Genomic DNA, 21,093 nt, shown 5'->3' with positions numbered 1-21,093 from the left:
AGATTAAGTTAGGCGAGCCTAACCTAAAGGGGAATCAGTGTGAGTACGACGATCTACCGGGACCCGTGGGGAATCCCGCATCTGCGGGCGGGGAACGCGCACGACCTCGCCTTCGCCCAGGGCCGCAACGCCGCCGTCGACCGGGCCTGGCAGATCGAGGTCGACCGGCACCGGTCGCAGGGCACCTCCGCCGCCTTCCTCGGCGAGGAGTCCCTCGCCTGGGACAGGTTCGCCCGCATGTCACGGCTGGACGACACCGCACAACGGTGCTTCGCGGCGCTCGACGAGGAGACGGCCGCATGGATCGGCCGCTACGTGGACGGCGTCAACGACGGCCTGGAGGCCGGCGCCGCACGCGACCCCCGCTTCGCGGCCGTGTCCCTCGCGCCCGGCCGCTGGCAGCCGTGGACGCCACTCGGCATCTGGCTGGCGACCCACATCCTGTTCGCCGGATTCCCCACCAAACTGTGGCGCGAGGAGGTCGCCAGGGTGCTCGGCGACGAGTCGGTCGAACTCTTCGCGACCGACGGGCCGGGCACCTCCGGGAGCAACGGCTGGATCGTCGGCGGCGACCGCACCGCCACGGGAGCCGCGCTCATCGCCGGTGACCCGCACCGGTTCATCGAGGACCCGGGCATCTACCAGCAGATCCGGCTGGCCTGCCCCGAGTTCGACGTGGTCGGACTCGCCGTGCCCGGCGTCCCCGGCATCGCCCACTTCGGCCACACCGGCACCGTCGCCTGGGCCATCACCAACGCCATGGCCGACTACCAGGACCTCTACCGCGAGCGGCTCCGAAGACACGGGGACGCCGTCGAGGCGCTCGGCCCCGAAGGCTGGCGGCCCGCGCACACGCACACCGAGTCGATCACGGTGGCGGGCGGCGATCCCGTCGAGGTCGAGGTGATCGAGACGGAACGCGGGCCGGTGATCATCACGACCGGCGACGGCTCGGAAGCCGTCAGCCTGCGCTGCCCCGTACGCGCCGGCGCGGGCATCGGCTTCAACGCGCTGCCGGCCCTGCTGCGGGCCCGGACCGTCGACGACGTGGACAGTGCCGTCGAGCAGTGGGTGGAGCCGGTCAACGTCGTCCAGGCCGCCGACACCCACGGCGGCCTGCTGCACCGCGTGGCCGGCCGCGTACCGCGGCGCGACCGGGCCAACCGGCTGCGCGTGGTGCCCGCCTGGGAGTCCCGGTACGCCTGGCAGGACGCGTACGAGCCCACCCCCCGCGCCGCGGTCGACGGCTTCGCCGTGATGGCTAACGCCCGAGGCCTGGCCGCTCCGCTCGGAATCGAGTTCGCGCCCCCTCACCGGGCCGAGCGCATCGGGCAGTTGCTGGGCGAGGCGGCGTCCTGGTCCGCCGCCGACATGCCGCGCATCCACATGGACACCCATCTGGCGTCCGCCGCCCCGCTGCTGGACCTGCTGGCCCGGCTGGAGGGGCTCGGCCCGGAAGCCGCCGCGCTGCGCGACCGGCTGGCCAGCTGGGACCGACGTATGGACGCCGGCAGTACCGACGCGGCGGTGTACGCGGCGCTGCGCTCCGCGGTGGTCCTCAAGCTGTCGGCGAGCCCCGCGCTGGCCGGCCTGGCCGAACTCCCCCGCCTTCCCGAGGTGTTCCTTCCCTGGCTGGCTCTGGTGCCCCGCGTCGCGTTCGCGCTCGAACGGCTGCTTTCCCCCGGTGCGCTGCCCGGTCTCGACGCGGCAGCGGCGCTGCGTGAGGCCGTGGAGGAGGTGGCGGCGAGCACGCCGTCCGGCGTCTGGGGGGACACGCACCGGCTCGCCCCCTGGCAGGCGCTGCCCAGGTCGACGGCCGAGGAGTGGCCCGCGGTGTCGGGCGACCACGACTGCGTGCTGTCGACGGCGAGCGTGCCCGGCATCACCGACCGCAGCGCCAGGGGCCCGGCCGCCCGTTACGTATGGGACCTGGCGCAGCGGGAGAACAGCTTGTGGGTGGTCCCGTTCGGCGCTTCCGGAGTGCCCGGGCACGCCCACCGGCGTGACCAGCTGCCGCTGTGGCTGGCCGGCGAACTCGTCCCCGTGATCACCGACTGGGACAGCCTTACCGAGGAGAGAGATGACCACTGAGACCACCGCGCACCGCCGAGCGGCCGTGTACGAGCACGCCGCCGACGGGTTCGGGACGGTGCGGCTCGTGCCGGTGGAACCGGCCGCCGACGCCCCGCTGATCCACGCCTGGGTCAGCGAGGAACGCGCGCGGTTCTGGGGCATGCTGGGACAGAGCTGTGAACAGGTGCGGGAGACCTACGAGTTCGTCGACTCCCTCACCACGCACCACGCGTTCCTCGCCGTGCTGGACGAGGAGCCGGTCGCGCTGTTCCAGACCTACGACCCGGACGCCGACCCGGTGGGCGAGTGCTACGACGTGCGGCCCGGGGACTTCGGGCTGCACCTGCTGATCGCACCTCCACGGGAGGGCGCACGCCCCGGCTTCACGGGCGTGCTCGTCGGGGCCCTGACGGCCTACGCGTTCACCGACCCGGCCCATCTGCGGCTCGTGGTCGAACCGGACGCGCGCAACGAGAAGGCCATCGGCCGGATGGTCCGGTCCGGGTTCGTGCTCGGGCCGGAGATCGACAAGCCGGAGAAGCGGGCCAGGCTGGCCTTCCTCGAGCGGGGGACCTTCGAACGGGGCCTCGCGGCCCGGTGAGGTACGAGCGGCGGCCGCACCCCCGGGAACGGCCGCCGCTCGGCCTCAGGCCGCCGTGCCGAGGAAATCGGCGACGATCGCGGCGAACTCGTCCGGCGTGGCGATCCGGGTACCGAGCTGCTCGGCCTTGTCCCTCTTGGATCCGGCATTCTCCCCGGCGACGAGGAGCGACGTGCGCTTGGACACGCTGGAGGAGGACTTGCCGCCGGCGCGCTCGATGAGCTCGTTCATCTGGTTGCGGCTCAGCTTCTCCAGTGGTCCGGTCATGGCGCCGGTGACGACGACGGTCATGCCGGAGAGAGGGCCCGCGCCCGCGGCGGTCCCCGCCCCCGCCCCGGTGTCCTCCGCGTGCTCCTCGGCACCGGTACCGTCCTCGGCCCTGGCGGCGGGCGGCGTCGCGCCGGGTTCGGTCATGTTGACGCCCGCGGCCACCAGCCGGTCGATCAGCGGGGCCAGCTCCTCGAGTTCGGCCACGACCGTCCTCGCCTTCTCCACGCCGATGCCGTCGACCTGCTGGAGGGCCTCCGCGTCGGCGGCGCGTATGTGCCCCATGGCCGCGAAGTGCCGGGCGATCCTGCGGGACATGGAACGGCCGGTGCCCCGGACGCCGAGGGCGCAGAACACCCGTGAGAGCGGACGGGTCCTCGCCGTGTCGATGGCGGCGAGCAGATTGTCGGTGCTCGTCTCTCCCATGCGCTCCAGGGCGAGCAGCTGCCCGCGGGTGAGGGTGAACAGGTCGGCCAGGTCGCGGACCAGTCCCGCGTCGACGAGCTGGACGACGCGGGTGACGCCGAGTCCCTCGATGTCGAGCTGGTCGCGCCCGGCCGCATAGGAGACGGAGGCGACCACATGGCAGTCGCGGCCACGCACACAGCGCCAGCGCTGCTCGGAGGTGTCGATGTCCGAGCCGCACTGGGGGCAGACCTCGGGGAAGACGATGGGCTGCTCGGCGCCGGTCCGCAGATGGGCCACCGGCGCCTCGACGCGCGGGATGATGTCCCCGGCCTTGTGGACCATCACCTTGTCGCCCGTGCGCAGATCGCGGCGGGTGATGTCGGCGGGGTTGTGGAGGGTCGCGTAGGTGACGGTGGAGCCGTCGATCTCCACCGGCTCGAGCACGGCGCGCGGGGCGATGATGCCGGTGCGGCCCACGTTCCACTCGACGCCGAGCAGGGTGGTGACCTTCTCCACGGCGGGCAGCTTGTACGCGACGGCCCAGCGGGGCGCCCGGGAGCCGCAGCCCGCCGCGGCCTGGTCCGCCGCGCTGTCCGCCTTGATGACGATCCCGTCTATCCCGAACGGCAGGCCGGGGCGGGCGGCGGCGATCTCGTCGATGCGGGCCTGGATCGCCTCGGTCGTGGTCAGGGTGCGGGGGGCGACGGCGGTGCTGTCGGCGGTGTGCACGCCGAGGTCCGCGACGTAGCGCATGATGCGGCTGTGCGCCCACTCGCCGAGCCGGCCGGTGAGCTCCTCGCCCGACGCGGGCAGCGCGAGCGCCCCGTAGCCGAAGAAGGTCATCTCCACCGTGTATGCCCGGTCCTTGGCCCGCAGGGTGCCGGCCGCGCCGTTGCGGGGATTGGCGAACGGAGCACCGCCGTGCTCGACGCGGACCGTGTTCGCCCGTTCGAACTGTTCCTCCGTCATGAGGACTTCGCCGCGGATCTCGAGCGTGACGGGCTCGGCGAGCGTGCGGGGCAGGCCGACGATCGTGCCGATCGCGTGCGACACGTCCTCGCCCGCCGTGCCGTCCCCCCGGGTGATCAGCCTGGTCAGGTTTCCCCGTTCGTAGCGTGCGGCGACCGCCAGGCCGTCAAGCTTCGGTTCGACGCTCCACTCCTCGACGGGGCGGCCGGTGCGTCTTTCCACGGAAGCGGTCCAGGCGACGAGCTGCTCGGTGGAGAAGACGTTGTCCAGGGAGAGCATGGGCACGGTGTGGGGCACGTCCCCCGCGGCCACCGCCCCGCCCGCGACCTTGCCCGTCGGAGAGGCGGGTGACGTCTCGTCAGGATGTTCCTGCTCGTATGCGGCGATCCCGCGCACCAGGCGGTCGTACGCGTCGTCGTCGAGAGTGCTCTCGCCGGTCTCGTAGTATGCGGCGGAGGCACGGGTCGCGGTCTCGACCGCCGCGGCATAGGCGGCGGCGTCGGCGAGAACGGTGGCAGGCGCGACGGAAACGGCAGGTGAAGTCGTCATGGCACTATCCTGCCGCCCACCACTGACAACGCCCCGGCGCCCGGTCGCCGGCCGTCGGTCGGTGTGCCCGCTCCGGGGTTCTCACGCGGCCGGCCACGGCGACGCGCCGGTAGCCGGACGGGCGGCGCGGCCCGACCCCGGACGCCTGTGGCATATGCCAAAGGCACCACCGGATCGAGTGTTGCCAAATGGCTTACGGCCGCCTCCTGGCTGTGCAACCCTCGTATTCGGTCCCTGTCCCAGACCCTGGCCGTGGCCGCGCCTGTATCGGAGTACGACATGCCGTCCCATGTGTTCGCGGACCGTCCCGCAGAGCCGCCCGAGCGTGGAACCGTAGACGCCCTGATCAGCAGGACGCGCAGACTGCGTGGAGACGTCGACGCGGTACGCCCGGACGGCGCGGTGACGGAGGACGATCCGCGCGGGCGCTGGCAGCGCGCCCTGTGCGACCTGGCACTCCATCACCTCGACGATCTCGGCGCCCACTTGGACCAGCTGAAGGAAGGGCTGCCGCCCGAGGCCGCCGACTCCTTCGCCGACGATCTCACCGAGTACGAGGCGGACAGCGCGGCCGGCGGCTCACTGCTGAGCCGCGTCGGCAGCGCCGAGTGGAATCTCCTCACCGACGAGGTGAGCTGGTCCGACGAGCTGTACCGGATCCTCGGCCGCGACCCCGGCAGCGGACCGATGTCGCTGGACGAGATGCCGTCCGTCGTCTTCGCCGAGGACCAGCCCATGCTGACGGCGATGGTGACGGACTGTCTGGTGGACGGCCGCCCCATCGACGGCGAGTTCCGTCTGGTCCGTCCCGACGGCCGGGTGCGCACCGTGCACATGATGGGCGAGCCGGTGCTCGACGCCGACGGCTCCACCGCCTCGATGTGGGCCGTGCTGCGGGACGTCAGTGAACTGCGCCGCAGCCAACGGGCCGTCCGTGAGACCCGTGACTGGGTCCAGCGGCAGCAGCACATGGAGCAGACCGAGCGCCGCCTCGCGGCCGAGATGCAGGAAGCGGTGCTTCCCGCGCGGAGCGGCCCCCTGCGGACCCCGCAGGACGGCCCGGGCGCCCTGGACATCGCCGCCCACCACCTCCCCTCCCCTGTCGGCGCGCCCCTCGGACGGGACTGGTACGACACCCTCCGACTCCCCGACGGCAGCACCCTGTTGAGCGTGGGCGACCTGACGGGCCATGGAGTGGGCACCACCTCCGCGATGGCGATGCTGCTGGGCGGGCTGCGCGGCATGGCGGTGGCCGGCATCCGTCCGGGACCGCTCATGACGCACCTCAACCAACTGCTCGACACGTCCTCGCAGCCCACCCTGGGAAGCGCCGTCTGCTGCACGTACGCCCCGGGGACCAGGACGCTCTCGTGGGCGCAGGCCGGCCACCCGTCCCCCCTGCTGTTCCGCGAGGGAACAGGGTCGGGTGAGGCCTTGACGGCACCGGACGGTGTGCTGCTCGGCGCGACGAGCGGAGCGGTGTACGAGCAGGCCGAAGTGACCCTCCGGCCGGGCGATGTGCTGGTGCTGCACAGCGACGCGCTGACCCGCACGGGCACGGCGACCGAGCTCGGTGCGGACCGGCTGACGGCACTGGCAGCGCGGTTCGCCCGGGCCACGAACGCCCAGGAATGCGTCCGCGCGGTCGTGGAGGAGCTCGGTCAGCAGGAACGAGAAGGGGACGCCTGTGTGATGGTGGCGAGGGTCGTCGCCTGACCGCGCCCGCCGCACGGGCCGGTCGACGGCCCGAGTGGCCGCCCGCCCACTGGTAGGGCGGAAGTCCGCCGCTGACACCGGCTCCTGTCGATCCTCGCCAAGCGTCGGCTCCTCTTGAACCTCGCTCCGGTACGTGGCTCCCCGTACCGGTACTAGATCCCCTTGAGCTTCGGCTTCGCCGACAGGCTGCCCGGCATCGCGCTCTCGATCTCCTCGCGGAGGTCCTCGATCTTCGCGTAGCCGGCGTACTGGCCGGTCAGCCGGTACATCTCCCGGAGCCTGTCCCACGTCCGGTGCGAAGAGGTCTCCCCCATCGACACCAGCGCCAACCTGGCGTAACGGTCCGCCTGTTCGGGGTCGTCGGCGATGAAGCACGCGGAAGCCAGCGAGATGTAGTCGAAGATCTTCGAACGCTGCCGGCCGCCCTCGCGCAGTTGCAGAGCCTGCTTGGCGTGGCTCTGCGCGACGGCCGCGGCCGACGGGTCGTGATCTGCCAGCGTGCGGTACGCCAGCGCCTGCATGCCGTGCAGATCGGCCTCGTCGAACATCTGCATCCAACTCGGCGGCGGCACATCGCCCTTGTCGGAGACGAACAGGTCCTCCGCCTCGCCCAGGGTTCGGCGCATGGCCTGCCCCTGGCCCATGGACGCCTGCGCCCACGCCTCGATGGTGTGCAGCATCGCGCGGGTGCGGGGCAGCGTCTGCTCCCCCGAGCCCGACTTGGCGAGCTTCATCAGGTCGAGCGCGTCGTCCGGGCGGCCCAGATGGACCATCTGGCGCGCCGCCCTGGACAGGGCCTCTCCGGCGCGCGGACGGTCACCGCCCTCGCGTGCCGCGTGGGCCGCGATGACGAAGTACTTCTGGGCGGTGGGTTCGAGCCCCACGTCGTGGGACATCCAGCCCGCGAGTACCGCGAGGTTGGCGGCGACGCCCCACAGGCGGCGCTGCAGATGGTCGGGGTGGCGGTAGGCGAGCATGCCGCCGACCTCGTTGAGCTGTCCCACCACTGCCTTGCGCTGAAGGCCGCCGCCACGGGCGGCGTCCCACGCGCGGAACACCTCTACGGAACGTTCGAGGGCCTCGATCTCCTGCGACCCGATGGGGGCGGCCTCGTAACGGTCGTACCCAGCGGGGTCGGCGTGCAGAACATCTGAGGTGCGTGCGGCGTCCTGGGAGATCGCCGGGTCGGTCTTGAGCCAGTCGTGCATGGCGCTGCTGAGTGCTGAGCCCGCGGCAAGCGCCGCGCCCGCGCCCACCAGGCCGCGTCGGTTGAGCATGAGGTCCATTCCCGTGAATTCGGTGAGGACCGCCGCCGTACGGTCGGGCGCCCAGGGCAGACCGTCAGGGTTCTCTGCTCCCTTGACGTCCCGCCGCTTACCCGCTCGCCCGCTCCGTGCGAACCCGAGGTCCTCGATGGTCACGACACGACCGAGTCGCTCGGTGAACAGAGCTGCCAGCACCTTGGGCACCGGATCGCGCGGGGTCTCCCCCAGGTCGATCCAACGCCGGACCCGCGAGGTGTCGGTCGCCAGCTGCGGGTGGCCCATGGCCGCCGCCTGCCGGTTCACGAGCCTTGCCAGCTCACCCTTGGACCAGCCGGCCAGGCCGAACAGGTCGCACAGGCGGGTGTTGGGTTCTCTGCTCACGTCAAGCCCCCAGGTTCTCGGCTGAGTTGACAGTAACGCGCTGTCATGGGGCGGGCGACTATTCGCCAGGGTTCGCCAGGGTTCGCCAGATGGTGTGCCACCCGCAATGCGGTGTCAGGTAGGAATGCGCCACCTCGCCCCGTCTGCCGGGGCACATTCCCCAGGGTGTTGCTCCTGGCATATGGGGCGGGGCGCGCACGCAACCTGTCGGCACACGAAGGGATCTGTATCTCCCATGTACACAGCATCGTCCTCCGTGTCCGCTCCGCCCCGGCTTCAGCAGCGAAACGCGTTCCCCGCCGGCGCCGGTCCGTATCTCGACCGCGCCGACCCCGGCCGGGCACGCAGGACGGCCGGTGCGACGGGCCGGCCGCCCCTCAGCGGGAGAATCGACCTGTCCGGCCCGCAGGGCGCGCAGCTGCGCAAGGCTGTCGCGTCGGTGCACCGGATCTGCCCCGAGTTCAATCCCGTGCAGGTGCTCCGCCGCAGCGGACGGTCCGTGCTGATCGTCGGAACGACGGGGCGTACGACGGCGGTCGCCAAGTGCTTACTGGACCACTCGCCGGCGTGGGCCGAGCGGCTCCGGCACGAAATAGCTTCGTACCGCGCCTTCGTGCGGCACCGCCCACCGGTGCGGGTCCCGCGGCTCATCGCCGCGGACCCGGAGAACTGCACCCTGGTGATCGAGCGGATGCCCGGAAGGGCCGCGGCGCTGACCCGGCATCCGGTGGAAGCCCCTCCGCGCGCGGATCTGCGCGCCGTGCTGGGAGCGGTCGTGCGGCTCAACAGCTGGCGGCCGCCGGCCGGGATGTTCGACGCCCCGCTGGACTACGGCTCGCGGATCTCGCGCTACCACGAGCTGGGGCTGTTCACCGACCGCGACCTCGGAGACCTGCAGAAACTGCTGCACGGTCTGGCGCAGGCAGGCGGCCGGCACGGGATGGGGCAGTTCTGTCACGGTGACGCGCTGCTCTCCAACATCCTGCTGTCGCCCACCGGTCCGGTGCTGGTCGACTGGGAGCACGCGGGCTGGTATCTGCCCGGCTACGACCTGGCGACGCTGTGGGCGGTGCTGGGCGACGCTCCGGCGGCGCGCCGGCAGATCAGCCAGCTCGCCCAGCAGGCGGGCACGGCGGCCAGGGACGCGTTCCTGGTCAACCTGATGCTGGTGCTCACCCGGGAGATCCGCACCTACGAGACCGCCGTGCAGCGCACGATGCGGGAGGCGCCGCCGGTGGTGGGTGCCCAGGCACAGGCCGCCGGCCCTACGGCCGGTGAGGAACAGCGGCTGCTGCTGAGGCGGCTGCACGACGACTGCGCAATGGCCCGCCGGGCCGTGCGCGCGGCGGTCGGCACCCGCTGACCGACCGCCGCCGAGCGGCAGGTTCGTTGGAGCCGCCGCCACAGAGGGGGAAGCGCGCTGCGCGTCCGGTGCCGACACGCCGGGCGCGCAGCGCACTGTGCTTCCCCCGTTCGTCTTCCGTCGGCGGACGGCTCGCCACGGAACCCGCGGCGGTGCGGCCGGTGCCGCGGGGCCCTGACCGGAGCCGGGAGCGAGCAGCCACGGCGAGCATTGTTGTCCGCCCCCGCGCTCGAAGCGATGGATCCCCGGGTCTCCCCGGTCAAAGGTGCCCGTTCCCGCGGGCTGCGCAGATGAAGACCGATGCCCACGACGACCCCCACCATGATGTGCACTGCCGCCGGCGGCGCGATCCACATGGTCGCGGGATGCTTCTGGCAGGGATCAGGCCGCCGAGGGGACGCCCAGGATGGCGTGCATACCGCGCAGGGCCCAGTCCTCCGTCCGGTCGTCGCCGTGCAGAAGTCTCGCCGGGGTGATACCGGCGGCCAAGGACTCCAGCCCGTAGACGACCTGGGGCGCGTCCGTCCCGGGCGGGAGGTCACCGACGGCGACGGCGGCGTCGATGTCACGGCGAAGGGTTTCCCGCCAGCGGGCGCGACCCTCGGCGATCCGGTCGTGCACAGCGCCGGTGCGACCGTCGTAGTCGTACGTGACCTGGGTGAGCAGGCAGCCCCCGGAGTAGCCAGGATCGGCGGCGTAGCGCACCCAGGACGCGCAGAGGGCCAACAGCCGCGGCAGCCCCGCATCAAGGTGGCGCACCGGTTGCCACACCCGGGTGCGGACGTCCTCCAGAACCAGGTCCACCGTCTCCAGTTGCAGCTTCTCCTTGCTGCGGAACTGGCCGATCACACCCGCCTTGCTCATCCCCAGCCGGTCCGCGAGCCGGCCGATGGTGACGCTGTCCAGGCCCTCCACGGAAGCGAGTTCGGCGGCGGCGCGCAGCACCGATCGCCGTGTCTCGAGCGCTGCTTGAGCCGATGCACGTCCTGCCATGCCCGAAGTTTAGCAAACGACCGTACGCCATTGACGTACGAACGATCGTATTCTTAAATCCTCGCCATGACCCCTTCCGTCTCCACCCGACGAGCATCCGTCGCCCTGTTACTTGCCTGCGCGGGCGCCTTCCTGAGCTTTCTCGACGCCACCGTGACCAACCTGGCTGTGCCGCCGATCGCCGCCGACTTCGACGTCTCGCTGACCACCGTCTCGTGGGTCGCCACGGCCTATGTGATCCCGTTCGCCGCCCTGCTCGCCCCGGCCGGGCCGCTGGCCGACGCGGTCGGCAGGGCCCGCCTGTTCCTGATCGGCGTATCCGTCTTCACGGCGTCTTCGCTGCTGATCGCCGTGGCCCCGAACCTGCCCGTGCTGCTCGGCGCCCGGGCCCTCCAGGGCCTGGCGGCGGCTCTCCTGGTACCCGCCTCGCTGGGGCTGGTACTCGCTGAGATCCCCGCCGCACGCAGGCGCGCCGCGATCGGCATGTGGAGCGCGGCGGGCGCCCTGGCCGCCGCCGCGGGACCCGCCCTCGGCGGCGTCGTGGTCGAGGTGCTCGACTGGCGGGCGCTGTTCTGCCTCAACCTGCCGGTGGGCATCTGGGTGCTGGTCGCCGGAAGGAAGCTGCTGACCGGCGAGCCCCGCACGGGCAAAGGGCCGGACCTCGCAGGCGGCCTGCTGCTCGCCCTCTGCGTCGGCTCGGCGGTGTACGGCCTGACGCAGGGCCCGGGCCACGGCTGGTCCTCGGTGCACGTGCTGGCCGCCGCCGGCGTCACCGTGGTTTCGGGCGCGGCGACCGTGATGCGGGCGCTTCGGCATCCGCGACCGGCGCTGCGACTCGACCTCTTCCACATCCGGCCCTTCGCCGTCGCGAGCGGCGTCTCCCTCGCGTACGGCACCGCGCTGTTCACCTCGATGCTGCTCGGCGTGCTCTTCATGACCGACGCCTGGAACTACTCCGCCCTGGAGGCAGGCTTCGCGATGAGCCCGGCGGCGCTCACCACCGCCGTGGTCGGCATCGGCATCGGACGGCTCCCCATCACCCTCACCTCGCGCACGATGGTGGCGGCAGGCTCGGCCCTCATCGCCGCATCGACGGCCGCCCTGGCCCTGCTGATCGACACCGAGCCGCACTTCTGGACGCTGTGGTTCCCGGCCGGAACGGTGATGGGAGTGGGCGTCGGCATGGCCACCGTCGGCATCTCCAGCGCCGCCGCCTTCTCCGTCGCGCCCCAGCACTTCGCCGCCGCGACAGGCATGGTCATGGCGGCCCGCCAGGTCGGCGGTGGCCTCGGGATCGCCGCCACGGCCGTGATCATCGCGGAGGTCTCGGGCACCGGCGCGGAACCGTACGCCGCCGTGTACTGGTTCGCCGCCGCCGTCAACCTGGCCGCCGCCGTCGGCGGTCTCGCCCTGCGGATCGCCGCCCCACCCCTGCCGCAACCCGCGACCTCGGCCGACCCGGTCCCGGCCGCCGCCCGAATCCTCGAAGGAGACCAGCGATGACCTCCCGGCCGGACCGGCCCCCCGTCCAGGATCTGCCCGCCGGCCCCGCCGCCGAGTTGTCCGACCCGTACTGCGTGGCCCCGGACGCCGCCGCCGAACTGCTCCGCGACCTCCCGTGGAACCGGCCGGCCGTGCTGGGCGACAGTGTCACCGCCGGCGTGATGGACCCTCTCCCGGGCTACCACCACCGATCCTTCGCCGACCGCTTCACCGACGCCCTCGCCGCCACCCGCCCAGGATTCGCGGCAGTGAACCTGGCCAAGCCCTATCTGCTTCTCGACGAGATCCGGGACCAGCAGCTCTGCCCCGCCCTGGAGTTCGAGCCGGACGTGGTGATGGTGAGCGCAGGCGGCAACGACGCCTTCCGCGGTTTCGCCCCGGAAACGCTGCGGGCAGAACTGACCTCGTTCCTGACACCCCTCACCGAGAGCGGCGCCCTCGTCATCACCATCGGCCTGTTCGACCTGGCCCGGTCGGGCCTCGTCCCGCCGGCACACGCCGATGGCATGGCCCGGCGCTTCGACGAGCTCGACCGCATCACCGCCGGCCTGGCACGCGCACTCGGCGGCATCCACGTCGACACCCACCACCACCCGCTCGCCGCCGACCCGGGCATCTACGCCACCGATCGCATCCACGCGAACGCCCGCGGTCACGCGGTCGCTTTCGCCGCCATCACCAACACCGTGGCCCAGCACGCCCGGAAGCACACAGTCGGCTGACCACGTCTCCCCTGCCGGTCGGCCGGGGGAGCCTGGGACACCCGCGGACAGTCGCCCGCTCCCTCATCCCGGCCCACCAGGGGGTGAACTTCAGGCCGGCGAACTTCCCGGTCCCGCACTGCTCATCGGGACCGAGCGTCGCACTGACTACAGAGAGCTACTTGTCCGGCGACCACGAGGCCGGAGAGGCGACAGCCGACGCGGCCTGTTCTCATACAGCCGCCGGGCTCGGCCTTCACGCCGCGGCCACCACCGTCGGTGTGCGGGTGGCCTCGACCGTGCGGACGAGGGGTACGAGCTGCGGGTCCTCGGCGGCTTCGGCGAGCGCTTCACGCAAGGCGGCCTCATTGGTGGGGCGCGCCTCTTCGAGGAGCTTCAGGCCCGCTTCGGAGACGTTGGTGTAGATGCCGCGGCGGTCGGTCGGGCACAGGTAGCGGGCGAGCAGGCCGCGGCCCTCGAGGCGGGTGACGAGGCGGGTGGTGGCGCTCTGGCTGAGCACGACCGCGTCGGCGACCTGCTTCATCTGCAGATGCCCGCCTTCGCCGTCGTGCTGACGGCTGAGCACGTCGAGCAGCGAGTACTCCCGCACGCTCAGGCCGTGTTCGGCCTGGAGGGCGCGCTCCAGGTGGGACTCGATCCGGCCGTGCAGCAGGGAGAGGGCGCACCAGCCGTGTGCCAGGGCGGCGAGTGCGGGGGCGGTTGCGGTCATCGGAGCTCCTTTACCGGACAGTCTCCTCAATAGTTGCACACGACGGCAAACGCGAACCAGGGTTGGAAGCATTTGCACTTATACCGCGCTTGCAACTATTGTCTTACGGCGTAACCACCTCGCGCAACCACCTGGAAGGTACTCTCCATGCCTCTCGCGCTCCTGGCCCTCGCCATCGGGGCCTTCGGGATCGGCACCACCGAATTCGTGATCATGGGCGTGCTGCCCCAGGTCGCAGGAGACTTCGGCGTCACCATTCCCACAGCCGGCTGGCTGGTCTCCGGCTACGCGCTCGGCGTCGTCATCGGCGCCCCCCTGCTCACCGTGCTCGGCACCCGGGTCTCCCGCAAGAAGATGCTCATGTTCCTCATGGGCCTGTTCATCGCCGGCAACGCCCTCTCCGCCGCCGCTCCCAGCTTCGGCCTCATGCTGACCGGCCGGATCGTCGCTTCCCTCGCGCACGGCGCGTTCTTCGGCATCGGCTCCGTGGTCGCCGCCGACCTCGTCGCCCCACAGAAGAAGGCCTCCGCGATCTCCCTGATGTTCATGGGCCTGACCGTGGCCAACATCGTCGGCGTCCCCGGCGGTACGTACGTCGGCCAGGCATTCGGCTGGCGGGTCACCTTCGCGATCGTCGCCGCGCTCGGCGTCATCGGTGTCCTCGGCGTCGCCAGGCTCGTCCCCGAGACCGGCCGGCCGGAGTCGGTGAGCGTCCGCAGCGAGTTCGCCGCGTTCCGCAACATCCAGGTCTGGCTCGCCATGGCGATGACCGTCCTCGGATACGGCGGTGTGTTCGCCGCGATCACCTACATCACCCCGATGATGACCGAGGTCGCCGGCTACACCGAGGGCGCCGTGACCTGGCTGCTCGTCCTGTTCGGCGTCGGCATGTTCCTGGGCAACCTGCTCGGCGGCAAGTTCGCCGACCGGGCCCTGATGCCGATGCTGTTCACCACCCTGGCCGCCCTGACCGCCGCCCTGCTGCTGTTCACCGCGACCGCGCACCACAAGGTCCTCGCCGCGATCACGCTCTCGCTGATCGGCGCGCTCGGCTTCGCGACCGTGCCGCCGCTGCAGAAGTGGGTGCTCGACCAGGCCTCCGCCGCACCGACGCTGGCCTCCGCCGCCAACATCGGCGCCTTCAACCTCGGCAACGCCCTCGCCGCCTGGCTCGGCGGTGTCGTCATCGCCGCGGGCCTCGGCTACACCTCCCCGAACTGGGTCGGCGCCATCCTCTCCGCCACGGCGCTGCTGCTCGCCTTCCTCGCGGCCTACATGGACCGGCGCACCCGTACCTCGGGCCGCGTCGTCACCGGGTCCGCGGCAGCCGAGCCCGCCCCGGCAACGGTCTGACCCGGTCGCGCCACCGCACCGCCACTCCCCTCACCCCTCCGAGACACCCCTCCGAGAAGGAACCACTGATGAGCACCACCACCGCCACCGCCCCGCTGACCACGCAGGATGCCGAGATCCTGATCGGCTCCGCCCGGCGCGCCGCCGAGGCCGCCGGGGTCACCGTCAGCGTCACCGTCCTCGACGCGGGCGGCCACCTGCTCGCCTTCCGCCGCGACGACCGGGCCGTCCTGATCTCCGGCGAGACCAGCACCCGCAAGGCGTACACCGCGCTGCAGCTCAACGCCCCCACCATCGACCTCGTCGACCTGGTCAAGCCCGACGGGCCGTTCCACTCCCTGCCCACCGCGCTCGACAAGCCGCTGCTGTTCATCGCCGGCGGCATCCCCGTCCACCGCGACGGCCGGCTCATCGGCGCGATCGGTGTCGGCGGCGGCGCCCCGGAACAGGACCACGGCTTCGCCACCGCCGCGATCGAGGAGCTCGCCCGATGAGCCGCACCCCGCAGGAGGTGTTCGCCGACCACGGCAACCGGCTCGGCACCGGTGACCTCGACCTGATCAGCCAGAACTACACCGAGGACGCCGTCTTCCTCACCCCCGAAGGAACTCTTGCGGGGCGCGAAGGAGTACGTCGGGGCATCGACAGGCTGCTCGCCGATCTGCCGGACGCCGACTGGCAGTTGACCCCGCAGTTCGCCGGGAACGTGCTGTTCCTGCAGTGGAGCGCCACCACCGGCACCCACGAGGTCACCGACGGCGTCGACACGTTCGTCTTCCGGGACGGACTCATCAGCGCCCAGACCGTCCGCTACACCCTCACCACTTCACTCCGTACCGCCTGAAAGGTCCACACGCACCATGGCACCGAACACCACCGTCCCCACCGTCACCCTCAACAACGGCGTCGAGATCCCGCAGCTCGGCTTCGGCGTCTTCCAGGTCCCCGACACCGAGACCGCTGCCGCCGTCTCCTCGGCCCTGGAGGCCGGTTATCGCTCGATCGACACCGCCGCGATCTACGGCAACGAGGCCGGCGTCGGCAAGGCCCTCGCGACCTCCGGGATCGCCCGTGAAGACCTGTTCATCACCACCAAGCTGTGGAACGCCGACCAGGGCTACGACTCCACGCTCCGCGCCTTCGACGACAGCCTGGCCAAGCTCGGCCTCGACTACGTCGACATGTATCTGATCCACTGGCCCACCCCGGCCCGTGACCTGTACAAGGAGACCTGGAAGGCCATCGAGAAGCTGGTCGCCGACGGCCGGGTCCGCACCGCGGGCGTCTCCAACTTCCAGCCCGACCACCTCGAGCGACTGATCGACGGCGCCGAGCTCGTCCCGGCCGTCAACCAGGTAGAGCTGCACCCGGGTCTCCAGCAGAGCGAACTGCGCGCAGTGCACGCCGAGTCGGGAATCGCCACCGAGGCCTGGAGCCCGCTCGCCCAAGGTGCCGTCCTGAAGGACGAGGCCATCACCACCGCCGCATCCCGGCACGGCAAGTCCCCGGCCCAGGTCGTCCTGCGCTGGCACCTGCAGCTCGGCAACATCGTCATCCCCAAGTCGGTGACACCCGCGCGGATCCGCGAGAACCTCGACGTCTTCGACTTCGCCCTCACCGGCGACGAGATGGCCGCCATCGCCGGTCTCGACCGCGACCTGCGCACCGGCCCCCACCCGGACCGGCTCAACTGACCCGACCGGCCCTCACGGGCTGCTCCGGCTCGCGCGGACGGGACGGCAGGTCCCGCCCGCGCGAGCCTCCTGCGTTTCCGAAGTCCCCCAGTTTCGAGCCTCGAAAGCTGTGCCTGTGATGCCTGTCCCCCCTACCGCCCTCGACCGGCTCGTGAGCCCCGCGGGCCTACCGACCCTGGGCCTCGAACTGCCCCTCGACAACGACTGGGGCAGCAGCCGGCTGCGCGCGCTGCGCGCCGACCCGGCCGCCACCCGTCCCTTCGGCGTCCCCGACCTGACCCGCCACGCCGAACTCGCCCGCCTGAGCGACCGGTTGGGCTTCGCGGGACTGTGGGTCCGGGACGTACCCCTGTACGACCCCGAGCAGTTCGGCGACGCAGGTTCCGTCTTCGAGACGTTCACGCACCTCGGGCATCTCGCCGCCGTCACCGAGCAGGCTGTGCTCGGCACTGCGGCCGTCGTCCTGCCGCTCCGGCAGCCGCTGCTCGTCGCCAAGGCCGCCGCCACCGTCGACGTCCTGTCCGGCGGACGTTTCGTCCTCGGCCTGGCCAGCGGGGACAGGCCGGTCGAGTACCCGCTGTTCGGCGAGGACTTCCAGGCGCGCGGCGCCACCTTCCGTACGGGTGTGGAGACGCTGCGCGCCGCCTGGGGCGCGCGGTCCGGTAGCGAGGGCATGAGCCTGCCCGAGCTCGGCCTCGCCGCCGACCGCCGCCTCGACGTCCTGCCCAAGCCGACGGGCCACCGCGTCCCCATCGTGATCGCCGGGCACGCCCAGCAGTCCGCCGAGTGGATCGCCCGGAACGCGGACGCGTCCCTCAACTACCCCCGACCGCTCGGGGCGTTGAAGCTCAAGACGCGTGAGTGGCAGGACCTGACGGCCGAGACGCCCAAGCCGTATCTCACGCCCATGCAGTTGGACCTCACCGAAGACCCGGCCGCCCCTGCGACGGCGATCCGGCTCGGCCTGCGCACCGGCCGCGAGGCACTGGTGGAGCATCTGCGGGCGATGGGCGAGCTCGGCGTCGCCCATGTCTCCTTCAACCTGCGCCCCGGCGACCGGCCGGTGGAAGAGGTCCTCCGGGAACTCGCCGAGACGGTACTGCCGCACTTCCCCTCCCCCGGTGCACGAGCGGCGGAGAACACGGCGGCGGCCTGACCGCTCGCGCCGCACGAACAGCAGAACCCCGTCCACACTTGCATTACCCCGCGCATGCAATTATTGTTTTCACTCGTAAGGCGCTTACGCATCTAAATGCGAGTGCCCCACACCCTGCCCTGACCGGACACCGCCGTGCAGTCACCGGCACGGCTCCGCCGGTAGAGCAACCCACCGCAGAGGCACCCGTCCGCTGATGCCTCACCCCGTGCCGGGGATGCCCCCACACCCCCCGGCAGCACTGATCGAAAAGGCACTGTCATGTCCCTCAAGAACGTCCTCCCCGGCAAGCTCGGCTTCGGCACCGCCCCGCTCGGCAACATGTTCCGCGCCATCCCCGACGACGAGGCCCGCGCCACCGTCGAGGCCGCCTGGGACCACGGCATCCGCTTCTACGACACCGCCCCCTTCTACGGCGCCGGCCTCGCCGAGGAGCGGCTCGGCGAGGTACTCGCCGGCAAGCCGCGCGACGAATTCGTCCTGTCCACCAAGGTCGGCCGGGTGATCCTCGACGAGCACGAGACGGACGTGCCGGATTTCGGCGAGAAGGGCGGCCTGTTCGAGCACGGCAACCCGAACAGGATCCTCCACGAGTGGACCGCCGAGGCCACCGAGCGCTCCATCGAGGGCAGCCTGAAGCGCCTGGGCACCGACCGCCTCGACATCGTCTGGGTCCACGACATCGCCCGGGACTTCCACGGCGACGCGTGGCTGGGCAAGTTGGAAGAAGCCCGTACCGGCGCCTTCCGCGTCCTGTCCCGGCTGCGCGACGAGGGCGTCATCAAGGCCTGGGGCCTCGGCGTCAACAAGACCGAGCCCATCGAGCTGACCCTCGCACTCGACGAGCCGCAGCCCGACGGCTTCCTCCTCGCCGGCCGCTACACCCTCCTCGACCACGAGCACGCCCTCACGCGCCTGCTCCCCATGGCCCAGGAGCAGGGCGTCGACATGGTCGTCGGCGGCCCGTACAGCTCCGGCATCCTCGCCGGCGGCAGCCACTTCGAGTACCAGCAGGCCCCTGCCGAGATCGTCGAGAAGGTCTCCCGCCTGAAGGCCCTGGCCCAGAAGCACGGCATCTCGATCAAGGCCGCCGCCCTCCAGTTCTCCCTCGCCCACCCGGTCGCCGCCGCAGTCATCCCCGGCGCCACCCGGCCCAGCCGGATCGCCGAGGACGTCGCCGCCCTGAACGAGGCCGTCCCGGCCGCCTTCTGGACGGACCTGCACGCCGCCGGCCTGGTCAGCCCGGCCGCCCCGCTCCCGAACAACGCCTGACCCCCGCCCCCCTGAAACCCGCACGCACAGAATCCAGGAGAAGGATCATGGCCTCCACCTCCGTCAGCCGCGTCGTCCCCGCCTCCCCCGACGAGGTCTGGGACCTCATCGGCGGCTTCGACGCCCTGCCCGACTGGCTCCCCTACATCCCCGAGAGCACCGCCCTCGAAGGCGGCCGGGTGCGCCGGCTGAAGAACCCCGAGGGTGACGTCATCGTCGAGCGTCTCGTGGACTTCAACGAGGCCGAGCGTCACTACAGCTACGCCATCCTCGAGGCGCCGTTCCCCGTCAACGGCTACGTCTCCACCCTCCGGGTCCACGCCGTACCCGGCCGCGACGACGTCGCCGAGGTCCAGTGGTCCGGCCGCTTCAACCCAAAGGGCGCCACCGAGGACGAGGTCGTCGACCCTTTCACCGGCATCTACGGCGACGGGCTCGACGCGCTCCACAAGACCCTCACGGCCTGACACCGGTGCCATCGCGGGCACCCCACCGCGCGCCCGGGTACGCACCCGCGTACCCGGGCGGCGGTTTCAAGGGTGACCGAAGCCGGCTCGGGCCGGGAGGGCGGTCCGCACGCGCAGCCCGCGCCCGGCGTCCGGATCCGGCACAGAGTGCCCGGAAGGGCGTCAGTTGGCGAAGCCGCCCCTGGGCTCGATGATCTCCAGGTTGGTTCCGTCGGGGTCGTTGAAGTAGGCGACCTTGGTACCGAGGGCCGCCTCCGGAGTGACTTCGCCCTCGATGAACGTGTAGGCGTCGCCCAGGAATTCGTACCCGGCCTCCTGCATGCGCCGGTACACCGCGTCGAAGTCGTCGACCTTGAAGCACAGATGCATGGAACCCGGGCGGTTCGCCGCCCCGTTCGTCCGCTCGCCCACCGGATCCCGGAATTCGATGAGGTCGATGCCGAGGCCGTCCAGGTTGATCGTCGCGTACCGCAGTTTCGCGACGGGCAGACCCTGGGTCCTGCCGAACGGCAGGCTGCTCATCGTCCCCTCGGCGACGGGCTCCCGCCCGGTCAGGGCCCGGTAGAACGCGATCGAGGCTTCGAGGTCCGAGACCGAGATCCCGACGTGCGCGGCCTGCGTGAGGTCCATCGGAGCGCCTGCAACGGCCATGGCGGATCCCTCTCGCTCGCAGTCCTGGAAGAACCGTTCCAGGACAATTCTCCTGGAGGCTCCGGATCACGCATCTCGTCGCGCAGCGGCAGAGAACAGGGCCGTGACGCGGCCTCGCCCGCCATACCCCCGTACCCCATGGCTCGTTCCTCCGAGACCGTCGGCGGGGACGAACCGTCAGCAGTTCTCGCGGGATGCAGGCGGTCCCGTCCCGTCTAGAGCGTTGTTGCGCGCTGTCCCGCGGCCTCCCACTCCTGGTGCGCGCCGTGGACGCGGTTCCACAGTTCGGCCCGTGCGGCGACGTCGACATCGGTCAGGTTCAGGTGGAACACGTCGGCCAGCACGTCGTACCAGTCGTCGGCCGAGTCGATGGTCCGCTCGTACGTGCCTTCGGCGTCGATCCGGCGCAGCACACAGCCGCGCAGCATGTCCACGCCCTTGGCGTCGCGGAGCTGGGCCTGGAGAACCCGGACGAATCCGGACTCGGGGGAAGTGGACAGCCGGTGGTGCTGCGCGGTGAAGGAGGACAGCTCCACGGGCTCCGGCGCGAAGACCATCGCCGTGAAGGCGCCGCGGGGGTCATGGGTGAACCGCCAGCCGCCGGGCACCACCACCGACGGGGCCATCCCGTAGGTGAACGGCCCCTGGGTGTAGGCGCCTTCGCGCAGCGGCAGTGGCTCGTACATTCCGCCGGCGAGCCCGGTGTCGACCAGCCATCGCTCGCCGTCGAGACCTACGGTGAGCGCGAGATGGTCGCCGCCCGGGCCCTCGGGGTCCTCGACCTCGTCCTGCACCCCGGCCCGGTGCAGGGTCACGTCGCAGCCGAGGGCCGTCAGCAGCGCGGCGAAGGCCCCGTTGAGGTGGAAGCAGTAGCCGCCGCGCCCGCGCAGGATCTCGTCGTCGCGTGGAACAGGCCGCACACAACCCACTGGTCACTGTGTCGGCGGCCCGGCAGGCCGTCACTGCCAGAAGCGACCGTGC

The 21,093-nt window shown here is 71.5% G+C and carries 19 protein-coding genes; 13 read left to right on the top strand and 6 right to left on the bottom strand.

What is annotated here, in order from left to right:
• The first annotated feature begins 39 nt into the window (after positions 1–39).
• Together ACTMTU_RS28280 and ACTMTU_RS28275 are read left to right on the top strand one after the other, a co-directional pair.
• Entirely contained in the window at positions 40–2,091 is a 2,052-nt protein-coding gene (locus ACTMTU_RS28280; protein WP_441266280.1) for a penicillin acylase family protein, read from the top strand.
• A complete protein-coding gene (locus tag ACTMTU_RS28275; RefSeq protein ID WP_441266279.1) occupies positions 2,081–2,674 on the top strand; it encodes a GNAT family N-acetyltransferase in 594 nt (197 codons plus the stop codon). Before ACTMTU_RS28280 ends, ACTMTU_RS28275 begins: the two co-directional genes overlap by 11 nt.
• A gap of 45 nt (positions 2,675–2,719) precedes the next feature.
• On the opposite strand, the gene ligA is transcribed toward ACTMTU_RS28275, so the two are convergent.
• Positions 2,720–4,867 carry an NAD-dependent DNA ligase LigA gene (gene ligA / locus ACTMTU_RS28270; RefSeq protein ID WP_441266278.1) on the bottom strand — a complete coding sequence of 716 codons (2,148 nt, stop codon included), beginning with the start codon at positions 4,865–4,867 and terminating at the stop codon, positions 2,720–2,722.
• A gap of 279 nt (positions 4,868–5,146) precedes the next feature.
• Here ligA and ACTMTU_RS28265 point away from each other — a divergent pair, with 279 nt between their 5' ends.
• The gene (locus tag ACTMTU_RS28265; protein ID WP_441266277.1) at positions 5,147–6,583 is read left to right on the top strand and encodes a PP2C family protein-serine/threonine phosphatase; all 1,437 of its coding nucleotides are present in this window, start codon (positions 5,147–5,149) and stop codon (positions 6,581–6,583) included.
• 152 nt (positions 6,584–6,735) lie between these two features.
• On the opposite strand, the gene ACTMTU_RS28260 is transcribed toward ACTMTU_RS28265, so the two are convergent.
• Positions 6,736–8,229, bottom strand: a complete 1,494-nt coding sequence (locus tag ACTMTU_RS28260) for a DNA-binding protein NsdB (protein WP_441266276.1) — start codon at positions 8,227–8,229, stop codon at positions 6,736–6,738.
• A gap of 235 nt (positions 8,230–8,464) precedes the next feature.
• On the opposite strand from ACTMTU_RS28260, the gene ACTMTU_RS28255 reads away from it, so the two are divergent.
• Positions 8,465–9,592 carry an aminoglycoside phosphotransferase family protein gene (locus ACTMTU_RS28255; protein WP_441266275.1) on the top strand — a complete coding sequence of 376 codons (1,128 nt, stop codon included), beginning with the start codon at positions 8,465–8,467 and terminating at the stop codon, positions 9,590–9,592.
• A 381-nt stretch (positions 9,593–9,973) separates the two neighbouring features.
• On the opposite strand, the gene ACTMTU_RS28250 is transcribed toward ACTMTU_RS28255, so the two are convergent.
• Entirely contained in the window at positions 9,974–10,585 is a 612-nt protein-coding gene (locus ACTMTU_RS28250) for a TetR/AcrR family transcriptional regulator (RefSeq protein WP_441266274.1), read from the bottom strand.
• Between the two features lie 66 nt (positions 10,586–10,651).
• Here ACTMTU_RS28250 and ACTMTU_RS28245 point away from each other — a divergent pair, with 66 nt between their 5' ends.
• On the top strand, positions 10,652–12,088 hold the full coding sequence (locus tag ACTMTU_RS28245) for a DHA2 family efflux MFS transporter permease subunit (RefSeq protein ID WP_441266273.1): 1,437 nt from the start codon (positions 10,652–10,654) through the stop codon (positions 12,086–12,088).
• Positions 12,085–12,810, top strand: a complete 726-nt coding sequence (locus ACTMTU_RS28240) for an SGNH/GDSL hydrolase family protein (protein ID WP_441266272.1) — start codon at positions 12,085–12,087, stop codon at positions 12,808–12,810. Before ACTMTU_RS28245 ends, ACTMTU_RS28240 begins: the two co-directional genes overlap by 4 nt.
• A 235-nt stretch (positions 12,811–13,045) precedes the next feature.
• On the opposite strand, the gene ACTMTU_RS28235 is transcribed toward ACTMTU_RS28240, so the two are convergent.
• Complete coding sequence (locus ACTMTU_RS28235; protein ID WP_441266271.1) at positions 13,046–13,519, bottom strand: MarR family winged helix-turn-helix transcriptional regulator; 474 nt, start codon at positions 13,517–13,519, stop codon at positions 13,046–13,048.
• Between the two features lie 147 nt (positions 13,520–13,666).
• On the opposite strand from ACTMTU_RS28235, the gene ACTMTU_RS28230 reads away from it, so the two are divergent.
• The 7 genes from ACTMTU_RS28230 (at position 13,667) to ACTMTU_RS28200 (ending at position 19,461) form a co-directional block, all read left to right on the top strand.
• Positions 13,667–14,872: an MFS transporter gene (locus ACTMTU_RS28230; protein WP_441266270.1), complete on the top strand. Its 1,206-nt coding sequence runs from the start codon at positions 13,667–13,669 to the stop codon at positions 14,870–14,872.
• 68 nt (positions 14,873–14,940) lie between these two features.
• On the top strand, positions 14,941–15,366 hold the full coding sequence (locus ACTMTU_RS28225; protein WP_441266269.1) for a GlcG/HbpS family heme-binding protein: 426 nt from the start codon (positions 14,941–14,943) through the stop codon (positions 15,364–15,366).
• Entirely contained in the window at positions 15,363–15,716 is a 354-nt protein-coding gene (locus ACTMTU_RS28220) for a nuclear transport factor 2 family protein (RefSeq protein ID WP_441266268.1), read from the top strand. Before ACTMTU_RS28225 ends, ACTMTU_RS28220 begins: the two co-directional genes overlap by 4 nt.
• A gap of 16 nt (positions 15,717–15,732) precedes the next feature.
• Complete coding sequence (locus ACTMTU_RS28215) at positions 15,733–16,566, top strand: aldo/keto reductase (protein ID WP_441266267.1); 834 nt, start codon at positions 15,733–15,735, stop codon at positions 16,564–16,566.
• Positions 16,567–16,684: 118 nt separating this feature from the next.
• Positions 16,685–17,722 carry an LLM class oxidoreductase gene (locus ACTMTU_RS28210; protein WP_441266266.1) on the top strand — a complete coding sequence of 346 codons (1,038 nt, stop codon included), beginning with the start codon at positions 16,685–16,687 and terminating at the stop codon, positions 17,720–17,722.
• Between the two features lie 261 nt (positions 17,723–17,983).
• Positions 17,984–18,994 (top strand): aldo/keto reductase, encoded by a 1,011-nt coding sequence (locus tag ACTMTU_RS28205; protein WP_441266265.1) that lies wholly within the window; start codon positions 17,984–17,986, stop codon positions 18,992–18,994.
• A gap of 47 nt (positions 18,995–19,041) precedes the next feature.
• Entirely contained in the window at positions 19,042–19,461 is a 420-nt protein-coding gene (locus ACTMTU_RS28200) for an SRPBCC family protein (RefSeq protein WP_441266264.1), read from the top strand.
• 162 nt (positions 19,462–19,623) lie between these two features.
• Here ACTMTU_RS28200 and ACTMTU_RS28195 read toward each other — a convergent pair whose 3' ends face one another.
• Complete coding sequence (locus tag ACTMTU_RS28195; protein WP_441266263.1) at positions 19,624–20,112, bottom strand: VOC family protein; 489 nt, start codon at positions 20,110–20,112, stop codon at positions 19,624–19,626.
• Between the two features lie 215 nt (positions 20,113–20,327).
• Positions 20,328–21,032, bottom strand: a complete 705-nt coding sequence (locus ACTMTU_RS28190) for an arylamine N-acetyltransferase family protein (protein WP_441266262.1) — start codon at positions 21,030–21,032, stop codon at positions 20,328–20,330.
• Between the last annotated feature and the right edge of the window lie 61 nt (positions 21,033–21,093).

This window comes from Streptomyces sp. OZ13 (assembly GCF_052068155.1).
Taxonomy (GTDB): Bacteria; Actinomycetota; Actinomycetes; order Streptomycetales; family Streptomycetaceae; genus Streptomyces.
Note: the sequence above shows the minus strand (reverse complement) of the source record. Positions and strands in the feature narration are given on the sequence as shown.